The following is a 12271-nucleotide window of genomic DNA, read 5'->3' as shown; positions in this document are numbered from 1 at the left end:
TGGAGCCGACGGCGTAGCACAATCGAGATTTCCCTCGCAGTACCTCTTAGAATCGCTTACATGTTGAACCTGGAGCGCCTGCGCACCCTCGACGCCCTCGCCCGGCACGGCTCGGTGAGCGGGGCCGCCGAGGCCCTGCATGTCACCACCTCGGCGGTGTCGCAGCAGATGGGCAAGCTGGAACGGGAGGTGGACCAGCAGCTCCTCGCCAAGAACGGCCGGGGTGTGCGGCTCACCGACGCCGGCCGGCTGCTCGCCGAGCACGCGGCCCGGATCCTCTCCCAGGTGGAGCTGGCCCAGTCCGACCTGGAGGCGCACCGCGGTCAGGTCGTCGGCGAGCTCAGAGTGGCGGCGTTCCCGACGGCGGCCCGCGGCCTGTTCCCGATCGCGCTGGCCGCCCTGCGTGCCCAGCACCCGGCGCTGCGCGTGCGCTCCAGCGAACTGGAACCGGAGAACGGCGTCGCCGGGGTCGTACGCGGCGACCTCGACCTCGCCGTCGTCCTGGACTGGTACAACAAGCCGATGCCCCTGCCCGACGGGCTGGTCAAGGCGCCGCTGCTGGACGACCCCGCCGATGTTGCCCTGCCGGTCGCGCACCGGATGGCCGGACGGGACGAGGTGGACCTGGGGGAGTTCGCCGAGGACGAGTGGATCACCTGGGGCGAGGGCGAGTTCTGCCACGAGTGGCTGATGTTCACGCTGCGCTCCCGCGGCATCGAACCGGTCATCGGCCACCGCGCCGCCGAGACCCACACTCAACTCAACCTGGTGGCCGCCGGACTGGGGGTCTGCATCGCCCCGCTGCTGGGCCGCCACCCGGTGCCGGAGGGCGTCCTCATGGTGCCGTTGAAGCAGCGGACGCGCCGCCATGTGTACGTCGTCTGGCGGGCCGACGCCGACCGCCGCCCCTCGATCCGGGCGGCGGTAGAGGCCCTGCGGGGCGCGGCCGAGGCGATTTCCTGAACCGCCCCGGCCCGTCCCGCCCCGTGGCCGCTCAGCGCAGCACGGCCGCCAGCACATCGCTGCCCAGTGCCGTCAGATCGGGCAGGCTGAGGCTGTAGCGGACGTAACGGCCGTGGCGCCGGGCCGTGAGCAGGCGCGCGCGGCGCAGGACGGCGAGGTGACGGGAGACCCCGGGCGGCGAGAGTTCCCAGGCGTGCGCCGGCTCTCGGGTGGTGTGCGGGCCACGGGCGGCGTGCGCAGCAGCCGCAGCCGTGTGCCTCGCCGTCTCCCCAGCGGTCATCACCACGCTTGCCGCGCGCGGCCCGATCGCCCTCGATGCTCCTCAGCTCCCCAGCTTGCGGAAGTCCCAAGAGGCGATCTTGGCCGGGGACAGCCGGGCCCAGGCGTGCCGGCCGTCGTGCGGCATCTCGTCCAGGCCGAAGTTCTTGCGGGCGAACAGCGTCTCGACGTAGTCGAGCTCGGCGTACAGCTCACCGGTGCGCGGCACCTCGCCCACGAACTCGACCGTCCCTCTCAGCTCCACGCCGCGCAACTGGTCGTACTCCTCACCGGAGTCGACGACGACCGCCACCCGCGGATCGCGGGTCAGGTCCTTCCAGCGCTGGCTGCGCACCACCGAGTACAGCCACAATGACCTGCCGTCCCACGCGAACCACAGGGCGCTCACATGCGGGGCGCCGGACGCCGACACGGTCGCGACCCGGCAGGTGCGCTGCGTGGTGAGGAACTCGTCCAGCTCACCGGGCGTCATCATGATCTTGCGGCCCCGGCGCTGAGTGACGGTCATGCGGCCCCCTCTACTTCCGTTCCCGCGCAATGGTGGTTGGTCTCACCCGCCCCCCCAAGGCGGAAGGGTGCGTCACATGCCGTGGTACGAACGGCTCGCGGAGCTCACCGACCCCGTGAATACCGTCCTGCTCACCGTCGAGTGCCAGCAGGGCGTGGTGGGGCCGCACAGCGCGCTGCCCGAACTCGCCCACGAGGCCCGGGTGGCGGGCGCCCTCGGCGGCATCGCCCGCCTCGTCGCCGCCGCGCACGACACCGGCGTCCAGGTGATCCACGCGATCGCCGAACACCGCCCCGACGGACGGGGCGCCAACCGCAACGCGCGTCTGTTCCGCGCCGCCGAGCGGCAGCCCGTGCAGCAGCTCTCCGGCACCTCGGCGGTCCGCGTCGCGCCCCCCGTCCAGGTCTCGGAGGAGGACCTGGTCGTACGGCGACTGCACGGCCTGTCGCCGATCCAGGGGACCGACGTCGACGCGCTGCTGCGCAACCTCGGCTGCCTCACCCTGGTCGTCACCGGGGTCTCGGCCAACGTGGCCGTCCCCAATGCGGTGTCCGACGAGGTCAACCGGGGCTACACGGCCGTCGTCCCGGCCGACGCCATCGCGGGAGCGCCCGCCGAGTACACCCCCGCGGTGGTCCGCAACACCCTCGCATCGGTCGCCACGGTCGCGACCACGGACGAGGTGCTCGGCTGCCTCGACAACCCGCGACGGCGGGCCTGAGCCGATGGTCAGGCCAGGGTGATCTGGTCGCCGGAGACCGTGATGTTCGCGGCCGTCAGACCCGTCGTCGCCGGGCCGTGCTTCACACTGCCGTCCGCTATGGAGAACTGGCTGCCGTGGCAGGGGCAGACGATCGCCCCGTTGGCCACACTGGTCACCGGGCAGCCGGCGTGCGGGCACTTGGTCGCGAACGCCTTGTAGGTACCGGACGTCGGCTGGGTGACGACCACGGCCTGGTCCTTGAAGATCGTGCCGCCGCCCTCGGGGATGTCCGAGGTCTTGGCGAGCGCGGTGCCGCCGCCCGCGTTGTTCGTGGTCGTCGAGCTCGACGAGTCGTTCGACGACCCGCAGGCGGTCAGCGCTGCGGTGAGCCCCGCCGCTCCGGCCGCCGCCATGATCGTACGACGGGCCGGTCCGGCTGAGGGGTTGAGCGGTGCGCTGGTCATGTGAGGGGTCCCTTCCGCGGAGCTTCTCGTTGATCCGTCCAGGGGTACGGTCTTCGGGCACCACCTGTTCAGACGGCCTCCCCATAGTCACCACCTCGAACATGAGCCCCCGGTAAAACAGCGCTGTCGGTTCACTGTCGGCCTCCGCGGCCGGCGAAGGATTCAGGCCGAGGCGGCCCGTGCCGTCTTGAGGGAGCGGTAGACGTCGAGGTGCCGGCGGGCCGCGGTGCGCCAGGTGTGGCGGGCGGCGAGCGCGTGCCCGGCGGCCCGGCGGCCCGGGTCGTCGGCCGTCAGGGCGTGGCCGAGTTCGCCGGCCAGCTCCCGGGGCGTGCCGGCGAAGCGGGCGGCCGGCCCGAACACCTCACGCAGGACGGGCAGCTCGCGGACCACCAACGGCACCCCGGCGGCCAGGGCCTCCATCGCGGCCAGTCCGAAGCCCTCCTTGCGGGACGGGAAGGCGAAGGCCGCGGCGGCGGCCACCAGGGACGGGAGTTCGTCGTCGGGCACGGCTCCGAGCACGACCGGGTCGAGGCCCAGTTCGTCGGCGCGTTCCTCCCAGCGGGCGCGGTAGTCACGGTAGTCGAAGAGCGTCTCGCCGCCCGCGATCACCAGCCGTACGTCGGGGTGATCGGCGCGCAGAAGGGCGTACGCCTCCAGCAGGTCCAGCGAACCCTTGCGGGGCTCGATGCCGCCGACGGTGAGCACATAGCGGCCCAGCCGGGCACGCCAAGCCGCCCTCGCCGCGGGGTCGGTGGTGGCGAACCGGTCGTACGCCACACCGTTCGGGACGACGGTGGCCCCGATGCCCCACCCGTCGGCGAGTTCGCCGGCGACGGCCGCCGACACACAGATGTGCGCGTACGGCTCGACGACGGCCCGCTCGTGGCAGGCGGCCAGCTCCGGCGTGGTGAAGCGGTCGATGTGGTGGACCGTACGGACGCACCGGCCGGCCGCGTTGGCGCTGATGCAGTCCTGCGCGTGGACGATGTCGTAGGGGGCCGGGTCGAAGGCCTCGCGGAGCGTGGCGATGGACCGCAGGACCCGCTCCCCGACCGTCTCACCGGCGGGCCCGTCGGCGAACGGCACCAGCCGCACCCGCACCGCCGGGGACACGGGCCGGAAGAAGCCCGGGTCGCCGCCCCGGCCCAGCGTCCACACCGTGACGTCCTCGCCCAGCGCCGCCAGGGCCTCGGCGAGGGCGAGGGTGTGCACCACCCCGCCGCGCGGCTTGGTGGAGTAGGTCAGCAGGGCGATCTTCACGAGGGGATCTCCCGATAGGCGGCGGGACGGCGTTCGCCGAGGTGGCGCAGGACCCGGCGGGCCCGCTCGATCTCGGCGGCCACGTCGAGTTCGGCCACCGCCAGCCCCGCCTTGGACCAGGTACGGGCGAGAATGTCACCGCCGGGACTGACGACCTTGGCCTGGCCGAGGAAGCGCATACCGCCCAGGGCGCCGGTCTGGTTGGAGGAGGCCAGGACCACCTGGTTCTCGGCGGCGCGCGCCTGGTCGTACAGGTCGAACAGCTTGGCCTGGCGGTCCTGGGTCATCCGCGGGGCGCGGTTGGTGATGCTGGTCGGCCAGGCGGAGAGACAGGCGAGGACCTCGGCGCCGTCCAGGGCCAGCGAACGCGCCGACTCCGGGAACGTCTTGTCGTAGTCGATGAGCATGCCGATCCGGCCGACTGGGGTGTCGAAGGCGTCGAAGCGGTCGCCGGGGGTGTAGGCGGCGGTCTCGCCGGCCGGCAGGTGGACCTTGCGGTGGTGGCCGAGGATCCCGTCGCCGCTCACACAGACGGCCGCGTTGTGGCGCTCTGTCCCGCCGTCCTCGCAGTAGCCGACGCACACCACCATCTCGGCGGCCAGCCGCCCGACCTGGAGGATCAGCGGGTCGTCGGGCTTGAGGGCCGGGGGCAGCGCCTCCGGATCGGGGTGGCGCAGATCGGCGAGATAGCCGCCGAGCGCGGCGTCCGGCAGCACCAGCAGCCCGGCTCCGGCGGCCCGCGCGTCGTCGATCAGCTTGCCGATACGGGCCAGGTCGAACTCCAGGTCGCGGCCGAAGTGGGCGGCCGCGGCCGCGATCCTGATGATGGTCATACGGTGACTGCTCCCGGTGACAGGTCGTAGGTCTCGGGCCGCCGGTCTCGCAGATGCCCCATCGACCGGCGGGCGGTCTCCAGGGCCCGGACGACGTCGAGTTCGGCGACGGCGATGCCGGCCGGCACACCCGTGCCGGCGAGGATATCGCCGCCGGGGTCCACGACCTTGGCACTGCCGACGAAGCGTAGCGACCCGAAGGTGCCCGACTGGTTGGCCGACAGCCACACGATCTGGTTCTCCAGGGCACGCGCCCGGTCGAACAGGTCGAAGCGGCGCTTCCAGCGGTCCTGTTCGAGATCGGCGGACGGGCTGGTGCGCGCTCCCGGCCACGCCGACACACACACCCCGATCTGGGCCCCGTCCAGCGCCAGCGCGCGGGCGGACTCCGGGAACGCCTTGTCGTAGCAGATCATCATCCCGATCCGGCCGACCGGGGTGTCGAAGGCGTGGAAGCGGTCGCCGGAGGAGTAGCTGGCGTCCTCGCTCAGCGGCTGGTGGACCTTGCGGTGGTTGCCGAGGACCCCGTCGCCGGTGACGCACACCACGCTGTTGTAGCGGGTGTCCCCGGCGGCCTCGCAGTACCCGGCGACCACCGTCATCTCCCCTGCCAACGCGGCCAGTCGGCGGATCTCGGGGCCGTCGAGGGCGAGGGCGGGCGGGCCCTGGTCGAGCGCGGTGGGGTCGTCCAGGCCGAGCAGATACCCGCCCAGGCACGCCTCCGGCAGCGCGAGCAGCCTTACGCCCTGCTCCCGCGCCTCCTTGATCAGCCGTTCGGCGATCGCGAAGTCCTCTTCGAGGTCGCGGCCGAACTCGGCGGCCACGGCCGCCATGCGCAGCGTGCTCATGCTGCTCCCATCCCGGTCACGGTGGCGGTGACCGCTTCGGTGATGTCTCCGTCGGGCCAGCGCAGCCCGACGCCCCGGCCCTCGGTCAGCTCACCGCACACGGCGTTCGCCGCCGGGCCCGCGGGCGGCGCGGGGGCGCCGGGCGGGGCCGCGGTGAGCATCGCGTAGCCGGGGAAGCAGGTCAGCCAGTCCCCGGCGGTGGCGGCGGGCGGGCGCGGTACGGCGGCCACGTCGAGCACGGCCCGGCAGCCGCTCGCCTCGGCGAGCATGCCGAGGGTGCCGGCGATCCCGGCCATCGACACGTCCTTGGCGGCGGCGGGCCGCGCCGCGGCCACCGCCCCCGCCATGGCGCGCAGTTCGTCCGTACGGCGGTGGCTCGTCGAGTCCCACTGACGGCCCCCGTAGCCGGGCCGCCAGCCGCCACCGAGGTCCGCCGTCAGCCGTACGGCGTGCCCGGGGCGCCCGCCGCCGCCCGGTACGGGGTGTTCCGCGCGGCCGAGGGCGGTCACCGACAGGGCGGCCGGGACACCCAGCTGGGTGTGGCCGCCGAGCACCGGCACGCCGTACGCCGCGGCCGCCCGCGCCAGTCCGGCCAGCACCCGCGCGGCGTGCCCGGCGTCGGCCGCGCCCACCGCGTCCAGCAGCCCGAGCGGTGCGGCGCCCATGGCCGTGAGGTCGTTGATGTTGACGAGGACCGCGCACCAGCCCGCCCAGTCGGGGTCGCGCTCGACCATGGACGGCACGATCGCGTCGCATGCGGCGATCACGTCGGTGCCGGGCACCGGCGCCCCGTCGTCGCCGACGAATCCGGCGCCGCCGAGGGCGGGCAGTGCCGTACCGGCCGGCCGGCCGCGCAGGCCGGCGAGGAGCGGACCGAGGGCGGCCTTGGTCGCGGCCGCGTGGGCCGCGATACGGCCGGTCGGCCATCGCATCAGCACATGCGGGGCACCGGCCACCGTGACCGGGCGCACGGACCGCCAGCCCAGCCGCCGGAAGAGCACCTCGTTGCGGCGCTGCACGGTCGCGTCGAACCGCAGCGCGCCCGCCGCCTCCGCGCGGGCGCAGGCAGCGCGCACCAGCGCCGCGCCGACACCGTGCGCGCCGCGGGCACGCGGCGCGACGACCAGCCGGCCGCCGGCCCACCAGCCGATGTCGGCCCCGTCGGCGACCGGCCCCAGCCGCACACCGCCGACCACCTCACCGCCCTGCCCTCTGGCGACCAGGACCACCGTACGGGGGTCGGCATCCCGCTCGTCCAGGTCATCGCCGGTGAACAGCCCCTGCTCATGGACGAACACGTCCCGGCGCAGCCGCCGGTAGGCGGCCACCTCCGCCGCGCCCTGAGCCTCCTCGATCAGGAAGCCGGCGCGGCGCGCGAGAGTGCTGCGGTCGCCGAGCAGCGCCAGGATGTCCGTCTGCCGCTCGCCCGTCGCCGGTGCCGCCACGTCGTCGAGATACACGCCGGTCACCCGCCCGCCGCCTTGAGCACACTGCACGCCCCGCAGGCCGCGCAGCCGGCCCGCTGGTCGGCACCGCTCATCCCGGCCGCGCGCAGAGCGGCGGCGACACCCTCGGTGACATACCGCAGCACCTCCGCGCTCGGCGCGCCGACGCCGTCCCCGGCGGCGAGGGTGCCGCGCATGGGCCGGAAGGGGACGACGAACGGATACACCCCGCGGGCGATCAACTCCTCTGCTCCCGCGACCAGTTCGTCGGGGTCCTCGCCGAGGCCGACGAGCAGGTACGTGGAGACTCGGTTCGGCCCGAAGACCCGCACCGCCTCGTCCCACGCGGCCCGGTACTCGGCCAGCGGGACCGCCGACTTGCCCGGCATCCAGCGGCGGCGCACCGCGTCGTCCAGGGACTCGACATGGATGCCGATCGCCGTCGCCCCCGCGTCGTACAGGGCACGGATCCAGGCGAGGTCGGCGGGCGGCTCGCACTGCACCTGGACCGGCAGGTCCGGCACCGCCCGCAGCACCGCGCGGACGGACCGTACGAGGTTGCGGGCACCGCGGTCCGGTCCGGTGGTCGTGCCGGTCGTCATCACCATCTGCCGCACCCCGTCGAGCCGTACGGCCGCCTCCGCGACCTCGGCGAGCTGCGCCGGGGTCTTGGCGGCCACCGTGGCCCCGGAGCGCAGGGACTCCTCGATGGTGCAGAAGCGGCAGCGATCCGCCTCGGCGTAGCGGATACACGTCTGCACGACCGTGGTGGCGAGCACGTCCGCGCCGTGCAGCCGGGCGATGTGCTCGTACGGGATGCCGTCGGCGGTGGTCAGGTCGTAGAACCGGGGGCGGTGTACGGCGGTGAGGGTGAGGCCGGTGTCCTCGTCGCCGAGCCAGACCCGGCCGTCGCGCACCCGGTAGGGACTGTCGGGGTTGCGGGGGAGTGCGGCACCGGCACCGTCGACGAGGAGGTGTCCGTCGTCGCTGGGTCCCGCGCCGTCCGGCCGTCGCACGGGGGCGTCCAACGCCACCCCGTGCAGGGCGAGTTCGGCGCGGGTCATGATCCGCACATCCACCGTCGTACCGGTGCCGGTGCTCATGGCGCCCCCTACAGCTGGTAGGTCGAGTTGATGATGGCGCCCTTGCGCGCGTAGTGGATCAGCGCGTCCTGGACGTCCAGCGGATGGGTCGGGATGACGCCGTCGATGAGGTCCTCCTCGCGGGCGCCGTGCAGCGACAGGCCGAAGCGGCAGCAGTAGACCTTGCCGCCCTCGGCGATGAGCGTCTTCAGCTGGTTGTTGATGTTGTGCTCGCCGGGGAAGGCGGAGTTGCCGGTCGTCGGGAAGCCGCGGGTGGCCAGGCAGTTGAGGGAGCCGGGGCCGTAGAAGTAGATCGCGGTCTCGAAGCCCTTGCGCAGGGCGCGGGTGGCCTGCAGGACGGCGACGAAGGAGACCGACGACTCGTGGGCGATGCCGTGCACGAGGGTGAAGTAGGTCTCGCCGTTCTCGGCCTGGTAGTCGGGGAAGACCTTGGTGGAGCCGTAGATGCTGGAGCCCTCGGGCAGAGAGGGGTGCGGGATCTCGTCGAGGGACTTCTGCTCGACGTCGCTGAGCTGGGCGGCGGTCTCGGTCATGGTGTTCTCCTTGTGCGAGGCGGAGGTTGGGGGAGGGGGTCAGTCGTAGAGGGCGGCGAAGGTGTCGCGGAAGACGAGGCCGGCCAGTTCGCCGCCGCCGGTCGCGGCGGTCATCCGGGCGTACTCGCCGGTGAAGTCGCCCCAGGGCTGGTCGCTGGCGAAGAGCACACGGTCGTGGCCGATACCGCGGTGCTCGATCTCCCGGGCCAGCCAGTACGGCAGGAAGCCGATCGCCCAGGAGAGGTCGGTGTAGACGCGCTTGCCGGCGGTGATCCAGTCGAAGAACCGGGAGCCGGCGAGCTTGATGTGGCCGCTCATCCCGCCGCCGAAGTGCACGAGATGCAGGGCCACTTGGTCGGCGTACCGGTCGACGAGATGGCCGACCTCGTCGATGTCGGAGGCCGCCCCGGGAGAGGTGTGGACATGGACGACCAGGCCGTGCCGGGCGGCCTCGGCGAAGATACGGTCGAGCAGCGGGCGGCAGGCCGGGTCCGTGGCCCGGCCGCCCAGCAGGAAGCTGAGCTTGAGCGCCTTCACGCCCGGTTCGCCGGCCAGTTTGAGTGCTTCGAGCGTGCGTTGCTCGTCCTCGGGGCGTGGGGAGACCCACAGTCCGGCCCGGATCCGGTCGTCGGACTGGGCGGCCTCGACGGTCAGTTCGTTGAACGAGAAGGCGACGGCGGGGTCCGGGACGCCGTAGTTGGGAATGACCAGGGCGCGTTCGGTGCCCTCGGCGTCCAGATCGGCGATGAGCTGTGCGATGGTGGCGCGGGCGGTGGTGTCGGGGTTGACGGGCGGGCCGCCGTAGAAGGGATAGGCGGGCAGCACCCCGATGTGGCGGTGGGCGTCGTGGACCATGGCGGTGTGTGCCTCCTTCTCAGCCCACGGGGACGGCGGCCGCGACCCGGGTGGGGGCGCCGGTGAGGGTGCCGCAGACATCGGCGAGCCGGCGCCCCGCGTCGATGTGGCCGGCTATGAACTCGGCGTCCCGGCCCACCGCCTCGAAGCGGCCGGACCCCCAGGTGTGCTGCCAGGGCAGGCCCAGGAAGTACAGGCCCGGGACGCTGGTGACACCGCGCCAGTGCATCGGGTAGCCGCGCCCGTCGAACGCGGGGATCTCGATCCACCGGTGGTCGCGGGCGAAGCCGGTCGCCCAGACGACACAGGTGATTCCGGCCGCGGTGAGGTCCAGGTCGCCCGTCCCCCCGTCCGGTTCCCAGACCGGGGTGTAGCGGGGCTCGTGCGGGGCGTCGATCCCGTGGGCGCTGATATGGGCGTCGATGGCGTCCTTGATGGACTCGGCGACCGCGTCCGCGTGGTCGAGGTTGGCCTTGAGGTCGTCGCCGAACTCCAGGGCCGGACCGTTCACCGCGGTGAGGCGGCCGTACAGCCGCATCCCGTCCCGGGCGAAGGCCCGCAGGTCGATGTCACGGCCGCCGTCGCGGCCGGTGACATAGTGGTTGACCCGCATGCGCACCGCGCCGACGTCGTCGAACTCGTCGACGGCCCTGGCGTAGTGGCCCATCTCGTGCAGCCAGGCCACACAGTCCCGGCCCCGGTAGAAGCGCGCCACCCTCGGCGCACTGCCCACCGCCAGGTGCACCTGCCGGCCCGCGAGGTGGAGGTCCTCGGCGATCTGGCAGCCGGACTGTCCCGTGCCCACCACCAGCACCGCCCCTGCGGGCAGCCGGTCCGGGCTGCGGTAGGCGGAGGAGTGCAGCTGCCGGACACCGGAGGGCAGGCGCTCGGCGGCCCGTGGGATCCTCGGCCGGTGGTAGGGGCCGGTCGCCACGACCACCTGGTCGGCGGTGAAGTCGCCGTCCGTCGTGGTGAGTTCGAAGACCCCGCTGGGCGCCCGGCGGATCCGGGTGACGGACACGCCCTCCACCAGCGGCGGCTGGAAGAAGGCGACGTAGTCCTCCAGGTAGCGCACGATCTCCTCGCGCACCATGAACCCGTCCGGGTCGCCCCCTCGGTAGGGGTAACCGGGCAGTCGGCACTGCCAGTTGGGCGTCACCAGGCAGAAGGAGTCCCAGCGGCGCGATCGCCACTCGTGCCCGACCCGGTTCGCCTCGAACACGACGTGCTCGACACCGCGCTCGTTCAGGCAGTAACTGACCGACAGACCGGCCTGACCACCGCCGACCACCGCCACGGGGAGGTGTTCCCCGGCCGGCCGCGGTGCCGGGGTCATCGGGCGCTCCCGGTCGAGCCCTGCGGGTTGTCGAGCGTCACTCCGACAGCCGGGCCGTCGGGCAGGCGTACGCTGAAGCAGATCTCGGGCATGACATCCTCCATACGAGGCGCCGAGGTCGGGACACCTCGCCGCTGCTTGCGTGACCCACTCCATCCACCGACCGTTTCCGAACCGAGTCATCCGGAATAAAGCGGAGTTACGTGATCCTCACGCTGAGTGCGGGATCCGGCACGATGGGTTGCCTCAGAGGCAAAAGCGAGGGGGCGGCCGGGGCCGCGAGCACTCCGACGCCGCGATCGAGGCGCTGATCGACACGGGTATCCCGGGCGTACACGCCTCCATGGGCCCGCACTTCGGCGACTGGGCGGCAGTGGCCCGGTGATCCGACCTGAATCAAGGACCAGTACTTCAGCAGCGACGACCAGCTGCTGACCCTGCGCCTGGCGGCCCTGGCCACCGACGAGAACGCCGGACCCGCACTCGCCTACGGCCTCCAACTCGCCCGCGCCGCGAAGCCACGTGGGCGTCGGAGTGAGCGTGGACGCGGTGTTCGGCGCGCCCGGATCCGAGGCCGTGCTGCGCTGGGCCAAGGACGGCATCCTCAGCCCCTACGTCACCCTCATCCACTCCACCGCACTCACCTCCGAGGCGTGGAAGGCCATGGGGGAGACCGGCACCACCGTGGCGCTCGCCCCCACCTCCGACGCCCAGATCGGCCTGGAGACCGCGATCCCCGCCGTCGACGAGGCGCTGTCCGTCGGTATCCGTCCCGGTCTGAGCATCGACGTCGAAGTCGCACTCGCCAGCGCATGTTCACGCAGATGCGGGCGCTGCACGCCATCCAGCGGATGCGCGCCGTGAACACCGTGTACGGCACCGACCAGCAGCCCTCCCGCATCACCGGTGCCGCCGGCGCATGGCGGGGTCTGGCCACGCGCTACGACAAGACGCCCGCGAGCTACACAGCGGGGCTCCAGCTATGCGGATCCATCATCTGATGCGGAGCCTCAACGCGGGGCCGCGGTTGCGGCGCCCGGCTGGCATCGAGGGAGGTCCACAGGCTCACGCGGCAACGCTAGGGGAAGCACGGCGACCGGTCAGCGGACCACGGGGCAGGCCGGGTTGCCCCGCCCCGCAC

12 protein-coding genes and 2 pseudogenes are annotated in these 12271 nt (G+C 73.0%); 3 read left to right on the top strand and 11 right to left on the bottom strand.

All coding sequences use genetic code 11. The annotated features are described in order from the left end of the window. The first annotated feature begins 60 nt into the window (after window positions 1-60). Window positions 61-963, top strand: coding sequence for a LysR family transcriptional regulator (locus tag ABZ396_RS36760; RefSeq protein WP_358922893.1), 903 nt, complete (start codon window positions 61-63; stop codon window positions 961-963). Window positions 964-994: 31 nt separating this feature from the next. On the opposite strand, the pseudogene ABZ396_RS36755 reads toward ABZ396_RS36760, so the two are convergent. Further along, window positions 995-1192: pseudogene (locus ABZ396_RS36755) on the bottom strand (ArsR family transcriptional regulator); the annotation flags it as partial. Between the two features lie 93 nt (window positions 1193-1285). Continuing rightward, window positions 1286-1750, bottom strand: coding sequence for a pyridoxamine 5'-phosphate oxidase family protein (locus ABZ396_RS36750; RefSeq protein ID WP_358922895.1), 465 nt, complete (start codon window positions 1748-1750; stop codon window positions 1286-1288). 76 nt (window positions 1751-1826) lie between these two features. Here ABZ396_RS36750 and ABZ396_RS36745 point away from each other — a divergent pair, with 76 nt between their 5' ends. Next, window positions 1827-2471 carry an isochorismatase family protein gene (locus tag ABZ396_RS36745; RefSeq protein ID WP_358922897.1) on the top strand — a complete coding sequence of 215 codons (645 nt, stop codon included), beginning with the start codon at window positions 1827-1829 and terminating at the stop codon, window positions 2469-2471. A gap of 8 nt (window positions 2472-2479) precedes the next feature. Here the strand turns inward: ABZ396_RS36745 and ABZ396_RS36740 are convergent, their stop codons facing one another. From ABZ396_RS36740 to ABZ396_RS36700, 9 genes are all read right to left on the bottom strand, one after another. After that, window positions 2480-2917, bottom strand: a complete 438-nt coding sequence (locus tag ABZ396_RS36740) for a Rieske (2Fe-2S) protein (protein ID WP_358922899.1) — start codon at window positions 2915-2917, stop codon at window positions 2480-2482. Window positions 2918-3079: 162 nt separating this feature from the next. Then, the gene (locus ABZ396_RS36735; protein ID WP_359186803.1) at window positions 3080-4177 is read right to left on the bottom strand and encodes an MSMEG_0565 family glycosyltransferase; all 1098 of its coding nucleotides are present in this window, start codon (window positions 4175-4177) and stop codon (window positions 3080-3082) included. Continuing rightward, the gene (locus tag ABZ396_RS36730) at window positions 4174-5010 is read right to left on the bottom strand and encodes a carbon-nitrogen hydrolase family protein (protein WP_358927069.1); all 837 of its coding nucleotides are present in this window, start codon (window positions 5008-5010) and stop codon (window positions 4174-4176) included. The genes ABZ396_RS36735 and ABZ396_RS36730 overlap by 4 nt, the downstream gene beginning before the upstream one ends. Further along, window positions 5007-5858, bottom strand: a complete 852-nt coding sequence (locus ABZ396_RS36725; protein WP_358927070.1) for a carbon-nitrogen hydrolase family protein — start codon at window positions 5856-5858, stop codon at window positions 5007-5009. The genes ABZ396_RS36730 and ABZ396_RS36725 overlap by 4 nt, the downstream gene beginning before the upstream one ends. Then, a complete protein-coding gene (locus ABZ396_RS36720) occupies window positions 5855-7327 on the bottom strand; it encodes an MSMEG_0567/sll0787 family protein (protein ID WP_359186800.1) in 1473 nt (490 codons plus the stop codon). Before ABZ396_RS36720 ends, ABZ396_RS36725 begins: the two co-directional genes overlap by 4 nt. Continuing rightward, a complete protein-coding gene (locus ABZ396_RS36715) occupies window positions 7324-8406 on the bottom strand; it encodes an MSMEG_0568 family radical SAM protein (RefSeq protein WP_358923889.1) in 1083 nt (360 codons plus the stop codon). Before ABZ396_RS36715 ends, ABZ396_RS36720 begins: the two co-directional genes overlap by 4 nt. 8 nt (window positions 8407-8414) lie before the next feature. Further along, window positions 8415-8939: an MSMEG_0572/Sll0783 family nitrogen starvation response protein gene (locus ABZ396_RS36710; RefSeq protein WP_358923887.1), complete on the bottom strand. Its 525-nt coding sequence runs from the start codon at window positions 8937-8939 to the stop codon at window positions 8415-8417. A gap of 39 nt (window positions 8940-8978) precedes the next feature. Continuing rightward, on the bottom strand, window positions 8979-9794 hold the full coding sequence (locus ABZ396_RS36705) for an amidohydrolase family protein (RefSeq protein ID WP_358923885.1): 816 nt from the start codon (window positions 9792-9794) through the stop codon (window positions 8979-8981). A 19-nt stretch (window positions 9795-9813) separates the two neighbouring features. Further along, the gene (locus tag ABZ396_RS36700) at window positions 9814-11130 is read right to left on the bottom strand and encodes an MSMEG_0569 family flavin-dependent oxidoreductase (protein WP_358923884.1); all 1317 of its coding nucleotides are present in this window, start codon (window positions 11128-11130) and stop codon (window positions 9814-9816) included. Window positions 11131-11401: 271 nt separating this feature from the next. Between ABZ396_RS36700 and ABZ396_RS36695 the strand changes: the two are divergent. Next, window positions 11402-12035: pseudogene (locus ABZ396_RS36695) on the top strand (amidohydrolase); the annotation flags it as partial. Window positions 12036-12271: the final 236 nt, after the last annotated feature.

The organism is Streptomyces sp. NPDC005866 (assembly GCF_040629895.1).
Classification (GTDB): Bacteria; Actinomycetota; Actinomycetes; order Streptomycetales; family Streptomycetaceae; genus Streptomyces.
The sequence above is the reverse complement of the archived record's forward strand: the minus strand, read 5'-3'. Positions and strand labels throughout refer to the sequence as shown.

What these genes read in the sequence shown, in the direction of transcription:
- ABZ396_RS36760 (WP_358922893.1), top strand. Translation starts at nt 61, where the DNA reads ATGTTGAACCTGGAGCGCCTGCGCACCCTCGACGCCCTCGCCCGGCAC.
- ABZ396_RS36750 (WP_358922895.1), bottom strand. Translation starts at nt 1,750, where the DNA reads ATGACCGTCACTCAGCGCCGGGGCCGCAAGATCATGATGACGCCCGGT.
- ABZ396_RS36745 (WP_358922897.1), top strand. Translation starts at nt 1,827, where the DNA reads ATGCCGTGGTACGAACGGCTCGCGGAGCTCACCGACCCCGTGAATACC.
- ABZ396_RS36740 (WP_358922899.1), bottom strand. Translation starts at nt 2,917, where the DNA reads ATGACCAGCGCACCGCTCAACCCCTCAGCCGGACCGGCCCGTCGTACG.
- ABZ396_RS36730 (WP_358927069.1), bottom strand. Translation starts at nt 5,010, where the DNA reads ATGACCATCATCAGGATCGCGGCCGCGGCCGCCCACTTCGGCCGCGAC.
- ABZ396_RS36725 (WP_358927070.1), bottom strand. Translation starts at nt 5,858, where the DNA reads ATGAGCACGCTGCGCATGGCGGCCGTGGCCGCCGAGTTCGGCCGCGAC.
- ABZ396_RS36715 (WP_358923889.1), bottom strand. Translation starts at nt 8,406, where the DNA reads ATGAGCACCGGCACCGGTACGACGGTGGATGTGCGGATCATGACCCGC.
- ABZ396_RS36710 (WP_358923887.1), bottom strand. Translation starts at nt 8,939, where the DNA reads ATGACCGAGACCGCCGCCCAGCTCAGCGACGTCGAGCAGAAGTCCCTC.
- ABZ396_RS36705 (WP_358923885.1), bottom strand. Translation starts at nt 9,794, where the DNA reads ATGGTCCACGACGCCCACCGCCACATCGGGGTGCTGCCCGCCTATCCC.
- ABZ396_RS36700 (WP_358923884.1), bottom strand. Translation starts at nt 11,130, where the DNA reads ATGACCCCGGCACCGCGGCCGGCCGGGGAACACCTCCCCGTGGCGGTG.